This is a genomic window from Escherichia sp. MOD1-EC6162 (assembly GCF_002965125.1).
GTDB classification, from domain to species: domain Bacteria; phylum Pseudomonadota; class Gammaproteobacteria; order Enterobacterales; family Enterobacteriaceae; genus Escherichia; species Escherichia marmotae.
The window spans coordinates 141,285-158,056 of record NZ_PTSB01000008.1; the positions used below are offsets into that span (position 1 = coordinate 141,285).

At 51.8% G+C, this 16,772-nt stretch carries 16 protein-coding genes; 6 read left to right on the plus strand and 10 right to left on the minus strand.

Going from position 1 to position 16,772, the window contains the following annotated elements:
• The first annotated feature begins 192 nt into the window (after positions 1–192).
• Positions 193–1,737 (plus strand): maltose ABC transporter permease MalF, encoded by a 1,545-nt coding sequence (gene malF, locus A9587_RS09330; protein WP_001517565.1) that lies wholly within the window; start codon positions 193–195, stop codon positions 1,735–1,737.
• A 14-nt stretch (positions 1,738–1,751) separates the two neighbouring features.
• Positions 1,752–2,642, plus strand: coding sequence for a maltose ABC transporter permease MalG (malG, locus tag A9587_RS09335; protein WP_001252091.1), 891 nt, complete (start codon positions 1,752–1,754; stop codon positions 2,640–2,642).
• A gap of 94 nt (positions 2,643–2,736) precedes the next feature.
• Here malG and psiE read toward each other — a convergent pair whose 3' ends face one another.
• Positions 2,737–3,147, minus strand: coding sequence for a phosphate-starvation-inducible protein PsiE (psiE, locus tag A9587_RS09340; protein WP_000202902.1), 411 nt, complete (start codon positions 3,145–3,147; stop codon positions 2,737–2,739).
• 256 nt (positions 3,148–3,403) lie between these two features.
• On the opposite strand from psiE, the gene A9587_RS09345 reads away from it, so the two are divergent.
• Complete coding sequence (locus tag A9587_RS09345) at positions 3,404–3,682, plus strand: hypothetical protein (protein ID WP_000804022.1); 279 nt, start codon at positions 3,404–3,406, stop codon at positions 3,680–3,682.
• Positions 3,683–3,728: 46 nt separating this feature from the next.
• Here A9587_RS09345 and A9587_RS09350 read toward each other — a convergent pair whose 3' ends face one another.
• The 5 genes from A9587_RS09350 to pgi all read right to left on the minus strand — a co-directional run bounded on the left by A9587_RS09350 (position 3,729) and on the right by pgi (position 9,713).
• Positions 3,729–5,825 carry a YjbH domain-containing protein gene (locus A9587_RS09350; RefSeq protein WP_105263970.1) on the minus strand — a complete coding sequence of 699 codons (2,097 nt, stop codon included), beginning with the start codon at positions 5,823–5,825 and terminating at the stop codon, positions 3,729–3,731.
• Positions 5,825–6,562, minus strand: coding sequence for a capsule biosynthesis GfcC family protein (locus A9587_RS09355; protein ID WP_016262767.1), 738 nt, complete (start codon positions 6,560–6,562; stop codon positions 5,825–5,827). The genes A9587_RS09350 and A9587_RS09355 overlap by 1 nt, the downstream gene beginning before the upstream one ends.
• A complete protein-coding gene (locus A9587_RS09360) occupies positions 6,559–7,197 on the minus strand; it encodes a YjbF family lipoprotein (RefSeq protein ID WP_001517554.1) in 639 nt (212 codons plus the stop codon). The genes A9587_RS09355 and A9587_RS09360 overlap by 4 nt, the downstream gene beginning before the upstream one ends.
• A gap of 113 nt (positions 7,198–7,310) precedes the next feature.
• Positions 7,311–7,553, minus strand: a complete 243-nt coding sequence (gene yjbE / locus A9587_RS09365) for an exopolysaccharide production protein YjbE (RefSeq protein WP_000757338.1) — start codon at positions 7,551–7,553, stop codon at positions 7,311–7,313.
• A 510-nt stretch (positions 7,554–8,063) separates the two neighbouring features.
• Entirely contained in the window at positions 8,064–9,713 is a 1,650-nt protein-coding gene (pgi, locus tag A9587_RS09370) for a glucose-6-phosphate isomerase (protein WP_105263969.1), read from the minus strand.
• Between the two features lie 294 nt (positions 9,714–10,007).
• On the opposite strand from pgi, the gene lysC reads away from it, so the two are divergent.
• Positions 10,008–11,357 (plus strand): lysine-sensitive aspartokinase 3, encoded by a 1,350-nt coding sequence (gene lysC, locus A9587_RS09375; RefSeq protein WP_001517553.1) that lies wholly within the window; start codon positions 10,008–10,010, stop codon positions 11,355–11,357.
• Positions 11,358–11,394: 37 nt separating this feature from the next.
• On the opposite strand, the gene A9587_RS09380 is transcribed toward lysC, so the two are convergent.
• Entirely contained in the window at positions 11,395–12,183 is a 789-nt protein-coding gene (locus A9587_RS09380) for a nucleotidyltransferase domain-containing protein (RefSeq protein ID WP_001130546.1), read from the minus strand.
• 304 nt (positions 12,184–12,487) lie between these two features.
• Here A9587_RS09380 and A9587_RS09385 point away from each other — a divergent pair, with 304 nt between their 5' ends.
• Positions 12,488–12,760, plus strand: coding sequence for a DUF3811 domain-containing protein (locus A9587_RS09385; protein ID WP_001207629.1), 273 nt, complete (start codon positions 12,488–12,490; stop codon positions 12,758–12,760).
• Here A9587_RS09385 and rluF read toward each other — a convergent pair whose 3' ends face one another.
• On the minus strand, positions 12,761–13,633 hold the full coding sequence (rluF, locus tag A9587_RS09390) for a 23S rRNA pseudouridine(2604) synthase RluF (RefSeq protein WP_105263968.1): 873 nt from the start codon (positions 13,631–13,633) through the stop codon (positions 12,761–12,763). It lies immediately after the preceding gene.
• A gap of 88 nt (positions 13,634–13,721) precedes the next feature.
• Positions 13,722–13,859: a CcdB family protein gene (locus A9587_RS25005; protein WP_228929306.1), complete on the minus strand. Its 138-nt coding sequence runs from the start codon at positions 13,857–13,859 to the stop codon at positions 13,722–13,724.
• A gap of 411 nt (positions 13,860–14,270) precedes the next feature.
• Here A9587_RS25005 and pepE point away from each other — a divergent pair, with 411 nt between their 5' ends.
• On the plus strand, positions 14,271–14,960 hold the full coding sequence (pepE, locus tag A9587_RS09405; RefSeq protein ID WP_000421749.1) for a dipeptidase PepE: 690 nt from the start codon (positions 14,271–14,273) through the stop codon (positions 14,958–14,960).
• A 90-nt stretch (positions 14,961–15,050) separates the two neighbouring features.
• Here pepE and A9587_RS09410 read toward each other — a convergent pair whose 3' ends face one another.
• Positions 15,051–16,682, minus strand: a complete 1,632-nt coding sequence (locus tag A9587_RS09410; protein WP_105263967.1) for a Na/Pi cotransporter family protein — start codon at positions 16,680–16,682, stop codon at positions 15,051–15,053.
• Positions 16,683–16,772: the final 90 nt, after the last annotated feature.

Consider the following 16,772-nt stretch of genomic DNA (forward strand, 5'->3'; position numbering starts at 1 on the left):
GAAACCTATGTAGGCCTGATAAGACGCCTCAGCGTCGCATCAGGCAGTTGTTGCCGGATGCGGCGTAAACGCCTTATCCGACCGAAAAAACGAAACGTATGTAGGCCTGATAAGACGCGCCAGCGTCGCATCAGGCAGTTGTTGCCGGATGCGGTGTAATCATTTATCCGTCCTGGAATGAGGAAGAACCCCATGGATGTCATTAAAAAGAAACATTGGTGGCAAAGCGACGCGCTGAAATGGTCAGTGTTAGGTCTGCTTGGCCTGCTGGTGGGTTACCTTGTAGTTTTAATGTACGCACAAGGGGAATACCTGTTCGCCATTACCACGCTGATTTTGAGTTCAGCGGGGCTGTATATTTTCGCCAACCGTAAAGCCTATGCCTGGCGCTATGTCTATCCGGGAATGGCCGGAATGGGCTTATTCGTCCTCTTCCCTCTGGTCTGCACCATCGCCATCGCCTTCACCAACTACAGCAGCACCAACCAGCTTACTTTTGAACGCGCCCAGGAAGTTCTGTTGGATCGTTCCTGGCAAGCGGGAAAAACCTATAACTTCGGTCTTTATCCGGCAGGTGATGAGTGGCAACTGGCGCTTACCGATGGTGAAACCGGCAAGAATTATCTCTCCGACGCCTTTAAATTTGGCGGCGAGCAAAAACTACAGTTGAAAGAAAGCGCCACACTGCCTGAAGGCGAGCGCGCAAATCTGCGCGTGATTACCCAAAATCGTCAGGCACTGAGCAACATTACCGCCATTCTCCCGGATGACAACAAAGTGATGATGAGCTCCCTGCGCCAGTTCTCCGGTACGCAGCCGCTCTACACGCTGGGCGATGATGGTACGCTGACCAATAACCAGAGTGGTGTAAAGTATCGTCCGAATGACCAGACAGGCTTTTACCAGTCCATTACCGCCGACGGCAACTGGGGCGACGAAAAGTTAAGTCCGGGTTATACCGTAACCACCGGCTGGAAAAACTTTACCCGCGTCTTCACCGACGAAGGCATTCAGAAACCGTTCCTCGCGATTTTCGTCTGGACCGTGATGTTCTCACTGATCACTGTCTTTTTAACGGTGGCAGTCGGCATGGTGCTGGCTTGTCTGGTGCAATGGGAAGCGTTGCGCGGCAAAGCTATCTACCGCGTACTGCTGATTCTGCCCTACGCCGTCCCCTCATTTATTTCAATTTTGATTTTCAAAGGGTTGTTCAACCAGAGCTTCGGTGAAATCAACATGATGTTGAGCGCACTGTTTGGCGTGAAGCCCGCCTGGTTCAGCGATCCAACCACTGCGCGGACGATGCTGATTATCGTCAACACCTGGCTGGGTTATCCGTACATGATGATCCTCTGCATGGGCTTGCTGAAAGCGATTCCAGACGATCTGTATGAAGCCTCTGCAATGGATGGCGCAGGCCCATTCCAGAACTTCTTTAAAATCACGCTGCCGCTGCTGATCAAGCCGCTAACACCGCTGATGATCGCCAGCTTCGCCTTTAACTTTAACAACTTCGTACTGATTCAACTGTTGACCAATGGCGGCCCGGATCGTCTTGGCACCACCACACCAGCCGGTTATACCGACCTGCTCGTTAACTACACCTACCGTATCGCCTTTGAAGGCGGCGGTGGTCAGGACTTCGGTCTGGCGGCAGCGATTGCCACGCTGATCTTCCTGCTGGTGGGTGCGTTGGCGATAGTGAACCTGAAAGCCACGCGAATGAAGTTTGATTAAGGGAGATAACAAAAATGGCAATGGTCCAACCGAAATCGCAAAAAGTACGTTTATTTATTACTCACCTGCTACTGCTACTTTTTATCGCGGCGATTATGTTCCCGCTGCTAATGGTCGTCGCCATCTCGCTGCGCCAGGGGAACTTCGCGACCGGCAGCCTGATCCCGGAGCAAATCTCGTGGGATCACTGGAAACTGGCGTTAGGTTTTAGCGTTGAACAGGCGGATGGTCGCGTTACGCCACCGCCGTTCCCGGTACTGCTGTGGCTGTGGAACTCGGTGAAAGTCGCGGGGATTTCTGCGATAGGTATTGTGGCGCTCTCCACCACCTGCGCCTACGCCTTCGCCCGTATGCGCTTCCCTGGCAAAGCGACGCTGCTGAAAGGGATGCTGATTTTCCAGATGTTCCCGGCGGTACTCTCACTGGTCGCGTTGTATGCGTTATTTGACCGCCTGGGTGAGTACATTCCGTTCATCGGCCTGAATACCCACGGCGGCGTTATCTTTGCTTACCTGGGGGGGATTGCGCTGCACGTCTGGACGATCAAAGGTTATTTCGAAACTATCGATGGCTCGCTGGAAGAAGCGGCGGCGCTGGATGGCGCGACGCCGTGGCAGGCCTTCCGCCTCGTCCTGCTGCCGCTGTCAGTACCGATTCTGGCAGTGGTGTTCATCCTGTCATTTATCGCTGCTATTACTGAAGTTCCGGTCGCGTCGCTGTTACTGCGTGATGTGAACAGTTACACCCTGGCCGTGGGTATGCAGCAATACCTCAACCCACAAAACTACCTGTGGGGTGACTTTGCTGCCGCTGCTGTGATGTCTGCATTACCGATCACCCTCGTCTTCTTGCTGGCTCAACGCTGGCTGGTCAACGGCCTGACGGCGGGTGGTGTGAAAGGTTAAAGATGTTGTTATGCCACTGTTATGCCGCTGCACCCTCAACTTACGTTATCCTAACTTGTGACTGTTATTCGGCGCTCTTCGGAGCGCCTCTTTTTTACTCCCGCTTCAGCCGTTTCGAATTACACAGCCATAGAGTGATCACCAGTAACAGGATCGCTGCAGAGTAGATCAACACATCCAGTGGCGATTTATGATCGACGATGATCAAGCGCACAATGGCGGTGATCCCGATATAGACAAAGTAACGTAAGGGAAAGTGAAATCCGGACTGAAAATACTTCACAATCAGGGCAATAAATTCGAAATAGAGAAAGTAAACCACCAGCCCTTCCACCAGCTCATATTTGCTGGTTTGTTCTGGTGCGAACAGCACATCAGCCAGATGCACCGTTTCTTTGCCGAGAAAGACAACCAGAATCAAGCCCAGGCACAACAGGCCAAGATTGAGTACGGTCTGCAAAATAGTGGAGATAAACTCCACGCGGGGACGAGATAGCGACGTCATAACAGCCCTCCAACTCAGTGGCGAGCTTCCTGTATAACGTAAAAATGTGACGGAGATCTATATTTTTTGTGTATGTTTTGTTCAACCTGGATTTAGATGGCTCCTCTCGCCAGCGCCGGATGCGGCTCCCCGTAGGCCGGATAAACCGCGCCTGACTGTGCCTCCGGCAAGACACGCGCCCCCAAAAAATCACCCATTCAGGTGATTCCCAGCCACCAACAAAGCGCGAAAAATCGACAATGTTCCTCTGGAACAAATAAAACCTAACCTGATAAAGGTGGTAAAAATGAAGCCTTATTTTGCTGCTTTGTTGTTATCAGTCTCTGTTCTTCCTGCTTTTGCCGGTCCGCTCGGTACTGCTGATAAAGCCGACCTTCCGCAAAGCAATGTCTCCAGCCCAATGATGGCTCAGTCGCTCAGGCAACCAGACCTGCAACCTATATCGACGGACAGGAAGACAGAATGTTTTCGCCTTTACACACCAGATCGTAAACCGGGGGTGAACTGCGTTCCTGATGGCTCGACAGGCCATTAAGAATGAGGGTGCCAGTGATTGCGAAAGCTGGCACCTTTCCCATGACTTAACGGAAATTTACGCTACGATCGCTGGTCATATCATACAACTGGAACTTACGCCCAAGTTGCTGACCACCGTCGCGCGTCAGCGGTGTCCAACCAATTGCCGCACGACTGCGGGTCGGGCCGGACGAGAAGAGATCCAGCGGTACAGAGACATACACGCCTTTGGTGAAATCCCCTTCCCCGTACTCCTCTTTCGAAACGTTAGTGATCGTGGCATAGCCACCCACCACCACGCCGCTATCAAAACGTTTGGCAATCTCCAGCGTACCGCCTTTATCCCCTGCCAGATACTGCCCGACGCTCGCTTTGACTAACACATCCTGGGCGAAAGATGGCGTCCAGTACGCGGTCAGATGTCCGGTTTTCACGCTGTAATCGGTAAACTTCATCATATCTTTCGCGCTACGCCAGTCGCGCTGTTTCACATAGTTAGCATCCAGCCCAAACGCCCAGTTGCTATCCAGCGGACGATACAACACTTCTGCCCCCGCACCGCCAAACATGGTTTCGAGATAGCCGCCGTAGACCTGGCCATAGAAGCCGTTGCCCAGATGCTGGAAGTAGTTGGCTTGCAGGTTATTGACGTAAACATCGTTCTGCACATATTCACGAACATGAGTACGCACACGCGGCAGATGGGAGTCCTGCGGCGGGTTAGTGTAGTTAAACTTGTCGTAGTTATTCGCCAGGTTAGCAAACAGGCTGCCGGTAGTCAGCAGATGATCCGTTAGCCACAAATCCGCCGTCCCCATCACGCCAAGCTGGTACATATAGAAATTTTCCGGGCCACCAACTGACTGATTCAGTACTGGATCGATATGGAAATCAAAGCGCGATTTGTCAAAATACCAGCCTTGTTCAGTGGACTTCGGCACCACCGGTTCGACGCGTTTTTGCGCCAACGTTGTTTCATGACCCAGCGGCTCTCCGGCAAGATGATTTTTCAGGCTGGCGACATCCGTTTCGGTGGTCACCTGCGGCATATTAAGCCGATTTTCCGTTATACGGATCATGCGGATCCCATCCGGCAGATCGTTCATCACGATCCGATTGGCACGAATGATCCCTTCGCGCGAATCGCGATATTTCACCTGCTCGCCGGTAACATACAGCGTATCGCCTTTCACCTGGATCTGCGGATCGGCAAGCCCGGCGTTGTATTTCAATAGCGTTAACTGATTCGCCACCACCGAATGCTGCAAAATGGCATCCTGCGGCTGCGGCTGGTATTGCGGTCGGGCGTTATCGTTGTACGACGGGCGCAGATCGTTAAAGTTGGTGCGCAGCGTGACGCCAAACATAAAGGTGTTGCCACGTTCATAGCTAAGGTTAACGTCGGCCCAATCGGTAACGCGATAAATCGCCCCGACGTTAAACTTACTTTTTTGCTCCAGCTTCCCAGCAAAATCCTGCTGATAATTATTGCCTTCATACTCCAGTTTCAGGCGCAGCGGCTGCCAGGGCGTCTGGTATTCCACTCCCCCAAACAGCGAGGCTGGGCCGTGGAACATCTGGCTGCCGTCGATAGAACCCGCCTGTTTATAGCTGTTATCGCGATAGCAATATTTGTCACTGGCTGAACAGAGCGGATTTTTCACGTTACCGCTGGTGCCCAGATATCCCCACCCCAGGCCGAGCGTGAAATCGAACGGCCCCCAGGCTTTGCTGGCGACCAGATATTCCGCATCAAACAGCCCCGTACCGCCGATATCCCGCGCGCCAACAGCCACCTGCGGCATCCAGTAACTCTCTTCCCACAAACGCAGTTTAAGATCGAAGGCTTTATCTTTATACGTTTGGTCGCCAGAGAACGCTTCGATGCTGCTGTACTGTCTGGTACGCACGTCGGTATAGCGCAGCGTCGTTTCCAGCCACGGGAAGAGTTGCACTGAAGCTGAGTAATAACGGTACTGATCGTTATCGCGGTAGTTGAGACTAAGCTCCCCTTCCCGCGCCATACGGGCGGTGGGCGTTTGCAACAAACCGACGCCGCCGAAATCTGATTGCGACGGCCCGATAGGCGCAGGATACGTTTCGCCGTAGCAGGCCGCGCTAATGCCCAGCGCCAGTACGCTAAGCAGATGTCTTTTTTTCATTATTGGGGTATCCGCTGCGTCAGAATCTGAAGAATGTCGGCGTTCAGGGCGTCTGGCGTCTTACTCCAGACGGAGTCCGCCAGGCCAACATAAATAATGCTGCCGGGCATCGGCTCTACGTGACGCTTGTTCCAGTAAGCCACCGGCGCTTTTTGCGTGCGACCGTCTGGATAAATAACCCATGCGTAGCTGCGATCCGCACCACTAAGCAGGTTCTGACCGGAGAGGTAACTCGCCACGTCACGACCTGGGGTAAATGGCTGATTGCCTGGACGACTAATAAGCCCAAACAACGTGACCGTTGACGGCGGAGATCCGACCCACAGCGTGTAGTTGCCCTGCAACGGCGGGTTACCGCGTTCGGCAACGCGCACCATATCGGGATCAAGATTGATTTTTTGCCTGCCCGTCACTTTCAACGCCTGAATTTGCTGGCGTAAGGTGTTAATGGCGGCGGCATCATCACCGCTGGAATCTGCGGCCAACGCCGCCAGTCGTGCCAGCAACGCCTGCTGTTGACGCAATGCCGCCGCCGTTGCCAGCTCTTCGCTAATCACCGCACCGGGCCACCAGCTATTTGCCAGTCGTGGTTGCCCCACCAGATCGATTAAATACTCTGCGCCCGTCAGCGTTTTTGCCTCGCGACTACCATTGCTAAACACCTTGACGGTTCCCGCCGCCAAGACCGATGACATCCCTACGCTCAAAAGCAACGCTGCAATTGTTTGTTTAATCATTGTTTTGCTGCCTTGATGAGCGTGGTTTTCACCGGGAAATAATCTGCACCGAGATACTGTTCCGACTGGCGAATTTGTCCTTCGCTGTCGATCCAGTAACGGTTATGCCAGCACGCCTGATCGGTGGAGACTTCTTCATCCAGCACGCGAACCGGGGTTTCATCGCTACCGACTTTGACGGTGTCAGTACCATCCCATTTAAAGACTGAACGAGCTGTGGCGTAGCGCACCTGCTGGTACTCGGTCCAGCCCATCGTGCGAGTCCAGGTTGTGCCATCAACGATTTGTGCGGGTTTGGTCAGCGGATCGGCAGCAAGATTATTTACTTCAATCAGGTTGTCGCCACCGAGCAGGGTTTTCACCAGACGACCATGTTGCGTAACGAGGGTGGCCTGATCCTGAGTAACCCATTTTTGTTGTCCGTCTTCAGCGAAGGCCAAAACGACAAATAACTGTGGACCGCCATTAAGCTGCATATACTGGCTGGCGTAGGGCATATTTTGAATATCATCGTCCGTAAGCTGAACGCCCGGCGTACCGAACAGGCTGTCCCACAGTGAGTTGCCCAGTTCTTGAGTAGTGGCTGAACAGGCCTGTAATAACAGGCAGATAAGAATGAGTGCAGGTCGCTTCACGACTCTTCTCCAGAGGGGCAGAATAACCACACCGGAGTGTGGTTATGGTAAATCCCTTCATACCTCAAGCCACAGATGCGATGACTCGAATTATTTTGGGGATACATACTTTATTACTGAGTACTGGTGGTCGTGGTTGTTGTGGTCCCGGTATTAGAACCATCACCGCCACCGGTTGCCGCGAGCGCGACGCCCACCGCCGAGCTTACGGTGCTGACGCTGGTCGCAGAGGAACTACCCGCTGAAACCGACGTTGCTGCTGACCCTGCCGCTTCGCCCACCTGTACAGGTGCAGCCCACGCAGAAGTCACCGCAAGCGCAGATATGGCAAAAATGCCATACAGAACTTTTTTCATAATAATTTCCCTTCATTGAATGAATGGAGATTTACCCAAAAACATTTCGGGCGGGATCGAGTATACACAACTAAAGCATACGAATTACGCCGCGGGGAATTAGTGAATGGGTTTTAGGATAATTGGAATGAATATCAACTATATATTTTTATAATATGAAAACAATCAGTTAAATCATTCAGTTAAAATAAATATAAAAATAAATTTCCTGCGTATTTTCTGAAATTAACACAGACTAAAAATATATTTTAGGATTAACCTCACGGTATGATTTTCGTTAAATCCCCGGCAAGGGGATTTATCTGATAAAACAATGCCGACTTATAGTCGGCATTGTTTTTAAGGCTATTTAGTCAATCGAGCTATGTATTAATTGCCGAATGCGATGTACATATCGGCATCGACCTGTAGGCCTGATAAGACGCGACCGCGTCGCATCAGGCACCGGTTGCCGGATGCGGCGTGAACGCCTTATTCGGCCTACATATCGGCATCAGAAATGCACGAAGATTAACCGCGCCACGCTTTATAGCGGTTAATCAGACCATTGGTCGAGCTATCGTGGCTGCTGATTTCTTTATCATCTTTCAGCTCCGGCAGAATGCGGTTCGCCAGTTGTTTACCCAGCTCTACGCCCCACTGGTCAAAGGTGAAGATGTTCAGGATCACGCCCTGAGTAAAGATTTTGTGCTCATACAGCGCAATCAAGGCACCCAGACTGAACGGGGTGATTTCGCGCAGCAGAATGGAGTTGGTCGGGCGGTTGCCTTCGAACACTTTGAACGGCACAACATAATCGAGCGTCGCCGGATCTTTACCCTGATCACGGTATTCCTGCTCAACCACTTCGCGGGATTTACCAAACGCCAGAGCTTCGGTCTGAGCGAAGAAGTTAGACAGCAGTTTCTGGTGGTGATCAGAGAGCGGGTTATGGGTGATAGCCGGAGCGATGAAATCGCACGGCACCATTTTGGTTCCCTGGTGAATCAACTGGTAGAACGCGTGCTGACCATTCGTACCTGGTTCACCCCAAATAATCGGGCCAGTCTGGTAATCCACCACGTTACCGTTACGGTCAACGTACTTACCGTTGGATTCCATATTGCCCTGCTGGAAGTACGCCGCAAAACGGTGCATATACTGGTCGTATGGCAGAATCGCTTCAGTTTCCGCGCCAAAGAAATTGTTGTACCAGATGCCGATCAGCGCCAGCAGTACAGGCAGGTTTTTCTCTGCCGGAGTAGTGGAGAAATGCTTGTCCATGGCGTGTGCACCGGAAAGCAGTTCAACGAAGTTATCAAAACCGATGGAGAGAACAATCGACAGACCAATCGCTGACCACAGAGAGTAACGACCGCCGACCCAATCCCAGAACTCGAACATGTTAGCGGTATCAATACCAAACTCGCCAACAGCTTTCGCGTTGGTGGAGAGCGCCGCAAAGTGTTTCGCAACGTGCTTCTCATCGCCAACCGCTTTCAGGAACCAGTCACGCGCACTGTGGGCGTTGGTCATAGTTTCCTGAGTAGTGAAGGTTTTAGACGCCACCAGGAACAGGGTGGTTTCCGGATTCACTTTTTTCAGTACTTCTGCGATGTGAGTCCCATCGACGTTAGAAACGAAGTGCATGTTCAGGTGGTTTTTGTACGGGCGCAGCGCTTCAGTCACCATGTACGGACCAAGGTCAGAACCACCGATACCGATGTTTACCACGTCAGTGATTGCCTTGCCGGTATAACCTTTCCACTCACCAGAAATAATCGCTTCCGAGAAGGTTTTCATCTTCTCCAGCACCGCGTTGACTTCCGGCATCACGTCTTTGCCATCAACCAGAATCGGCGTATTGCTACGGTTACGCAGCGCCACGTGCAGTACAGCGCGGTTTTCGGTACGGTTGATCTTCTCGCCAGAGAACATCGACTTAATCGCGCCAGCCAGATCGCACTCTTTCGCCAGATCCTGTAATTTCGCCAGCGTCTCTTCGGTGATGCGGTTTTTGGAGTAATCCACCAGCATCTGATCGTCGAAGGTTGCGGAGAACTTAGAAAAACGATCGCCGTCTTTAGCAAAAAGCTCAGCGATCGTAACGTCTTTCATTTCATCGAAGTGTTTCTGTAGTGCCTGCCAGGCAGCGGTCTGCGTTGGATTGATATTTTTCATTAGCAATACTCTTCTGATATTGAGAATTGTGACTGTGGAAGATTGTAGCGCCAGTCACAGAAAAATGTGATGGTTTTAGTGTCTTTAGCTCGTTCAACCGCCGAAATGGATAAAACAGTATAGCTGTTATAAGCACAATTTCTGGCCACCAGCGCTGCATGAATAATCCGCATAATCCCAGCGTTGACACACTCCGCTACACCTTTTATTTATAAATACGGTCTGCGCCTGCACCGGTTTCTGTTTTGCCTTTGTGCCATGGTCGCTTCTTTCATTCCCTGACACGAGGTTGTTATGCCCGATATTGTTGTCTCCAAATTTGGTGGTACTAGCGTGGCTGATTTCGACGCCATGAACCGCAGCGCTGACATTGTGCTTTCTGATGTGAATGTGCGTTTAGTTGTGCTTTCCGCTTCCGCAGGGATCACCAATCTGCTGGTAGCACTAGCCGAAGGTCTGGAACCGGCTGAGCGTTTCGAAAAACTCGATGCCATTCGCAATATTCAGTTCGCTATTCTGGAACGCCTGCGTTACCCGAACGTCGTCCGTGAAGAGATTGAACGTCTACTGGAGAACATTACCATTCTGGCCGAAGCAGCGGCACTGGCAACCTCTCCGGCGTTAACAGATGAACTGGTCAGCCACGGCGAGCTGATGTCTACTCTGCTGTTTGTTGAGATCCTGCGCGAACGCAATGTTCAGGCACAGTGGTTTGATGTGCGTAAAGTGATGCGTACCAATGACCGATTTGGCCGTGCGGAGCCGGATGTTACTGCACTGGCGGAACTGGCTGCGTTGCAGTTGGCTCCACGACTCAGTGAAAGTTTAATCATCACTCAGGGATTTATTGGCAGAGAAAGTAAAGGCCGTACCACAACACTTGGTCGTGGCGGCAGCGATTATACGGCAGCCTTGCTGGCGGAAGCTTTACACGCATCTCGTGTGGATATCTGGACTGACGTCCCCGGCATCTACACCACCGATCCGCGCGTGGTGCCCGCAGCAAAACGCATAGATGAAATTGCTTTTGAAGAGGCCGCTGAAATGGCGACCTTTGGCGCGAAAGTGCTGCATCCGGCAACGTTGTTGCCTGCAGTACGCAGCGATATTCCGGTATTTGTCGGCTCCAGCAAAGATCCGCGCGCTGGCGGTACGCTGGTGTGTAATACCACCGAAAATCCACCGCTATTTCGCGCCCTGGCCCTGCGCCGTAAACAAACGCTATTAACCCTACATAGCCTGAATATGCTGCATTCCCGCGGCTTCCTCGCGGAGGTTTTCGGCATCCTCGCGCGACATAATATTTCGGTGGATTTAATTACGACGTCAGAAGTAAGCGTGGCGTTAACTCTCGACACTACCGGATCAACATCTACCGGCGATACGTTGCTGACGCAATCCTTACTGATGGAGCTTTCGGCACTGTGCCGGGTAGAAGTGGAAGAAGGCCTGGCGCTGGTGGCACTGATTGGTAACGACCTGTCAAAAGCCTGCGGCGTCGGCAAAGAGGTCTTTGGCGTACTGGAACCGTTCAACATCCGCATGATTTGCTACGGCGCTTCCAGCCATAACCTGTGCTTCCTGGTGCCAGGCGCAGACGCCGATCAGGTGGTGCAGAAACTGCATAGTAATTTGTTTGAGTAAAAACAGTATGGCCCGGATGATATGCCCCGGGCCGTATTTATTTCCCCATCACTGTCGTCATCAACAGACGATCCAACTCCCTGACATCGCCTTCCCTGCTGTCCGGTAACACTGGTGGAATTTCCCCGCGCGCCAGTTCCGCACGAATAAACGCATGTAGCAATGGACGGCGCGGTCCATATTCCGCTTCTCCCGCGCGCTGTTTACGTTCCAGCAATTCATCTATTTCTGCACGTAAGGCCGCATCCAACTCACTTCCCGCCAGTAACTCAGCAAAGCGCATTGGCGGTACGCCTTTACCCGCTTCGACCCAGCGCACGGCCAGCAGCGGGCGCAGCACGTAAAAATATTTTTTCAGCCGAACTTCGTCGGCCTGCAAATAGCCGCGGAAGTTTTTCTGCGCCATCGAATAGTAATGCCAGCGCGCACGTAGCGGAGAAAACCACTTCGGCACCATCGCCTTAAGCGCCGTTATCGTTTCTTCATCCTGCTGATAGACCACCGGCGAATCCAGCCATTCAATCAGCGTCGGGTTCGCGCCTTTCAATAATCCCAGCGCCTTGCGCCACTCCCAACCTGAAACATCCAGCTCGTCGTCGATGGGCAGTTCGATAACATCGCGTGGTGACTCTACCCGCAGATACCATTCCAGCGGGTGAACATACAAAAAACGCACATCGTAATCGCTGTCTGGCGAGGCAAATCCCCAGCCGCGACTCCCCGATTCGCAGGCGTACAGCACTTTCACGCCATACCGCCATTCAATTTCCTTTAACTGCTGCGATACCCGTTCACGCATCGCAGCACTGACTCCATTTAATGGCATTTGACTCATCCTTTGATATTAACTAACCCGCGCCAGACCACTGAAAACAGAAATGTTATCAATGCGATAGCGTTATTGCGAGAAACGAGCCAGAAATGGACTCTAAGATTTAACACCTTGAATAATAAAAGATTAATTAAATTTGAACAGTTACCAGTGAATTATTTCCGTTAAATTTTTATATGTATTTATCGCTAATTAGCTAAAAACATAAAAATAAAAGAGAACGCAAATGAATCTTATCGGTTCTGCTCGCAAATGAATTCCCGTACACTGAGCTATCCGATTAACAGAGGGCACCATCATGGCACTCCCCCGCATTACTCAAAAAGAGATGACTGAGCGTGAACAGCGCGAACTGAAGACGCTGCTGGATCGAGCGCGTATTGCACATGGCCGCGTGCTGACCAACGCCGAAACCAACAGCATTAAGAAAGAGTACATCGATAAATTAATGGTTGAGCGTGAGGCTGAAGCGAAAAAAGCCCGCCAATTGAAGAAAAAGCAGGCTTATAAACCGGATCCTGAAGCGTCATTCAGTTGGTCGGCAAATACGTCGACGCGTGGCAAACGCTGATTAACGACCTTTTTTCTTCCGCCCCGGCGAGGCGAAACGCTTGCCGTTTGATGCCGGGCGGCCACCTTTTTCCGCTGTTTTCTCCACCTTCACCACCGGGCGTTTGATGCCTGCCGTTTTCGGTTTGGCCTTCGCTTTGGGCTTCGCCTCGGAAGAGGAATTTTTAATGAGTTTAAAGAGATCGATAAGCTCATCGTCGGTTAAATCACGCCATTCACCCAGCGGAATGCCGCTTAAGCTGACGTTCATAATGCGCGTACGTTCCAGCTTTTTCACTTCGTAGCCAAAATGTTCACACATACGACGGATCTGACGGTTCAACCCTTGCACCAGGGTAATACGAAAGACAAACGGCGCTTCTTTTTTAACTTTGCACTTTTTGGTCACTGTCCCGAGGATTGGCACCCCCGCACTCATGCTGCGAATAAACTCCTCGGTAATCGGTTTATCGACCGTCACCAGATATTCTTTTTCATGGTCGTTGCCAGCACGAAGGATCTTATTGACCAGATCGCCGTGATTAGTGAGGAAAATCAGCCCCTGGGAGTCTTTATCCAGGCGACCAATCGGGAACACGCGCTTGCTGTGATTGACGAAATCGACGATGTTATCGCGCTCGCCATCTTCCGTAGTGCTGACAATGCCCACGGGCTTATTCAGGGCGATAAGCACTAAATCTTCGGCTTCCCGCGGCTCGATCAACTGACCGTTTACTTTTACAACGTCACCGGGCTTTACCTGATCGCCAATAGTGGCACGCTTGCCATTAAGGAACACATTGCCTTGCTCGATATAGCGATCCGCTTCGCGGCGTGAGCAAATTCCGCTTTCGCTGATGTATTTATTTAAACGGACTGATGAGTCGGGCAGCATAAATTCTCCTCTGAAACGCGGAATATACCTTACCTCTTAGCGAGGAAAAACAGGATTTATGCGGAATACGATAAGTTACGTACCAGCATTAATAGCCGTTTAATAGAAAATCGATAGCATCACGCAGTTCGATTCGCTGTTGACTAAGATCAGCTATACGTTCTCCCAACTCTTTTAGCGGTATTCCTGTCATCACCATGTGGTCCAGGCCAGCAATTGAAACCACCGGACAAACTTTTACAGGTGGTTTACCGCCAGATAGCTGAGCAAGTCTGACCGCCGGACAACAATGGCATGCTTTAATACATCAGCGACAGGATTTACGTGCCTCTTCCAGAATCTCGGGGGGCAGCGAAACATTGACAGATTTTTTCACCTTCGACATTGTGCGCATAATTCCCTCCATCATGATGCGCATACTCTGTCTAAAAGTAGCGTAATTAGCGAGCATTTTTCCTCCAGTGTCCTTAGAAATTTGTCGGAAAATACCGCTGTTGCGAATACCTGTCACGCCTGAACATTCAAACTTGCGAGACGCTTTCCAGAAGCAATACGCGACATCGTGAGCCATGTCAGTAAGCGGTTAAATTCACAGTGGTAGCATGCCTTCCGTGATTTCTTACTAACCGGAGAAGTAATGGAACTGCTTTTATTGAGTAACTCGACGCTGCCGGGAAAAGCCTGGCTGGAACATGCGCTGCCGCTGATTGCTGAACAGTTGCAGGGTCGCCGTTCCGCGGTGTTTATTCCTTTCGCTGGCGTAACGCAAACCTGGGATGATTACACCGCCAAAACGGCTGCAGTTCTTGCCCCACTTGGCATTTCTGTCACCGGTATTCATAGCGTTGCCGATCCTGTTGCCGCGATTGAAAATGCGGAGATCGTGATTGTCGGCGGTGGCAACACTTTCCAGTTACTGAAAGAATGCCGTGTGCGCGGTCTGCTGGCACCGATTGTTGACGTAGTGAAACGCGGCGCGCTGTATATTGGCTGGAGCGCAGGCGCTAACCTCGCTTGCCCAACCATTCGCACGACCAACGATATGCCGATTGTCGATCCGCAGGGCTTCGATGCGCTGAATCTGTTCCCGCTGCAAATCAACCCGCACTTCACCAACGCGCTGCCGGAAGGTCACAAAGGTGAAACGCGCGAGCAGCGTATTCGCGAATTACTGGTGGTAGCGCCAGAACTGACGATTATTGGTCTGCCGGAAGGTAACTGGATCACCGTAAGTAAAGGTCACGCTACGCTTGGCGGCCCGAATACCACTTATGTGTTTAAGGCCGGTGAAGAAGCCGTGCCGCTGGAAGCGGGTCACCGTTTTTAAGTGAATTGCCGGATGCATGATCCGGCATCTTGTACATAGTGCCTGATGCGACGCTTAACGCGTCTTATCAGGCCTACAGGATTCACAATATTAATACTCGTCCCGTCCCTCATCTTCATCTGGCTGTTCCAGTACGCTGTAAGCCACCGAACAAAACAGCGAGTTCAGACGCTGCATATCTCCCAATAAACCTAAATGTAGCGAACTGGTTTCAATACTCTGCACGTTTTGCTGATGCAGGCGATCGACGTGGGCATGGGAATAGCGGCGATTAAGAATGCGAAAGCGATGCTTACTGCGACGTAAACGGCGAGCGCTGGTGACATCGCCAGAGAAGAACACCGACATTGCCAGTTTTAAATTGCTGAGCAATTGCTCATAGAGCGCATCCAGTTCCTTCAACCCATCAAGCGAAAACGCCCGCCGTGCTGCCAGTGATTTGTCGGCAATTTCGCTGCCCATGCGCTCGACAATATCGGAAGCCTGCTCAAGGTTGAGCGCCATTTCGATAATCTCCGCCCAGCGACGTGATTCTTCTTCCGCCAACTCTTCTTTTGGCATCCGCGCCAGATAAAGTTTAATCGCGGTGTAGAGGACGTTGATATCATCCGCCAGCTTGCGCAACTCCTTCTCTTCACGCGGTTCGCCGTGCATCACTTTATTCAGCCCTTCCATCATCTGTTCCATCGCGTCACCGATACGCAGTGTTTCACGGGCGGCATTCGCCAGAGCAAGGGTCGGCGTATCCAGCGCGCTGACATCCAGATGTTTTGGTTTCAGATGGACATCCAGTTCGGGTTCATCGCGAATAATGGTTTTGCAAAACCGTGCCATCGGGTCGACAAATGGCAGCATCGCCAGACAGCGCACAAGGTTATAGAAGACGTGGAAATAGATAACCAGTTCCGCTTTCGGCAAAGGCAGTTTATCCATTGATTCTGCCAGAACGTGGACAAACGGCAGGATAATCAGGCTCCCCACCAGCTTAAAAAGCAGGCTACCCAACGCGACACGACGTGCGGCAGCATTAGCGGCGCTATTGTTGAGCATCGCCAGCAAGCCGGAACCAAGGTTAGCGCCAATAACCAGGCAGAGCGCCACCGGGAAAGAGATAATGCCCGCAGCAGTCAGAGTCGCAGTCAGCAGTACCGCGGCAAGGCTGGAGTAGCTGATAATGGCGAACATCGCGCCAATCAGCGCATCCAGCAGAATATCGCCGGTCAGCGAGGCAAAGATCACCTGAACACCGTTCGCCTGGGTGATCGGCGTTACGGCCTGCACAATCAACTCCAGTGCCAGCAAAATCAACCCAAGGCCAATACCGACGCGGCCCAGTTGCCCGGCGCGCGACTGCTTGCGTCCGAGGAAAAAAATTACGCCGATAAAAATAAGTAGCGGCGACAACCAGGATAAATCGAAGGTGAGAACCCGCGCCATCAGCGCCGTTCCGACATCGGCCCCCAGCACAATCACCAGCGCAGGCGCGAGAGCAACCAGATCCTGGGCAACAAACGACGTCACCAGCATGGTGGTGGCATTACTGCTCTGCACCAGTGCCGTAACGCCAATCCCCGCACAGAAGGCGAGCGGCTTTTTTTCGACGCTCCGGCTAAGGACAGTACGCAGCCGTGCGCCAAAGACACGCATTACGCCTGTTCGAACAATATGCGTCCCCCAGACCAGCAGGGCGACGGCAGAAAGCAGGTGAAGCAGTGTTAACACGAGTTCAGGTTCTCCTTATCGTTATATGTGCCTGAAACAGTTCCGGAAGCGCTTTTCCGGTCTGATATAAGTCCAGTATATGTGTTTACT

Excerpts from the sequence above, each read along its gene's own strand:
- malF (WP_001517565.1), top strand. The coding sequence starts at position 193 with ATGGATGTCATTAAAAAGAAACATTGGTGGCAAAGCGACGCGCTGAAA.
- malG (WP_001252091.1), top strand. The coding sequence starts at position 1,752 with ATGGCAATGGTCCAACCGAAATCGCAAAAAGTACGTTTATTTATTACT.
- psiE (WP_000202902.1), bottom strand. The coding sequence starts at position 3,147 with ATGACGTCGCTATCTCGTCCCCGCGTGGAGTTTATCTCCACTATTTTG.
- A9587_RS09350 (WP_105263970.1), bottom strand. The coding sequence starts at position 5,825 with ATGAAAAAAAGACATCTGCTTAGCGTACTGGCGCTGGGCATTAGCGCG.
- A9587_RS09355 (WP_016262767.1), bottom strand. The coding sequence starts at position 6,562 with ATGATTAAACAAACAATTGCAGCGTTGCTTTTGAGCGTAGGGATGTCA.
- yjbE (WP_000757338.1), bottom strand. The coding sequence starts at position 7,553 with ATGAAAAAAGTTCTGTATGGCATTTTTGCCATATCTGCGCTTGCGGTG.
- pgi (WP_105263969.1), bottom strand. The coding sequence starts at position 9,713 with ATGAAAAATATCAATCCAACGCAGACCGCTGCCTGGCAGGCACTACAG.
- lysC (WP_001517553.1), top strand. The coding sequence starts at position 10,008 with ATGCCCGATATTGTTGTCTCCAAATTTGGTGGTACTAGCGTGGCTGAT.
- A9587_RS09380 (WP_001130546.1), bottom strand. The coding sequence starts at position 12,183 with ATGCCATTAAATGGAGTCAGTGCTGCGATGCGTGAACGGGTATCGCAG.
- A9587_RS09385 (WP_001207629.1), top strand. The coding sequence starts at position 12,488 with ATGGCACTCCCCCGCATTACTCAAAAAGAGATGACTGAGCGTGAACAG.
- rluF (WP_105263968.1), bottom strand. The coding sequence starts at position 13,633 with ATGCTGCCCGACTCATCAGTCCGTTTAAATAAATACATCAGCGAAAGC.
- pepE (WP_000421749.1), top strand. The coding sequence starts at position 14,271 with ATGGAACTGCTTTTATTGAGTAACTCGACGCTGCCGGGAAAAGCCTGG.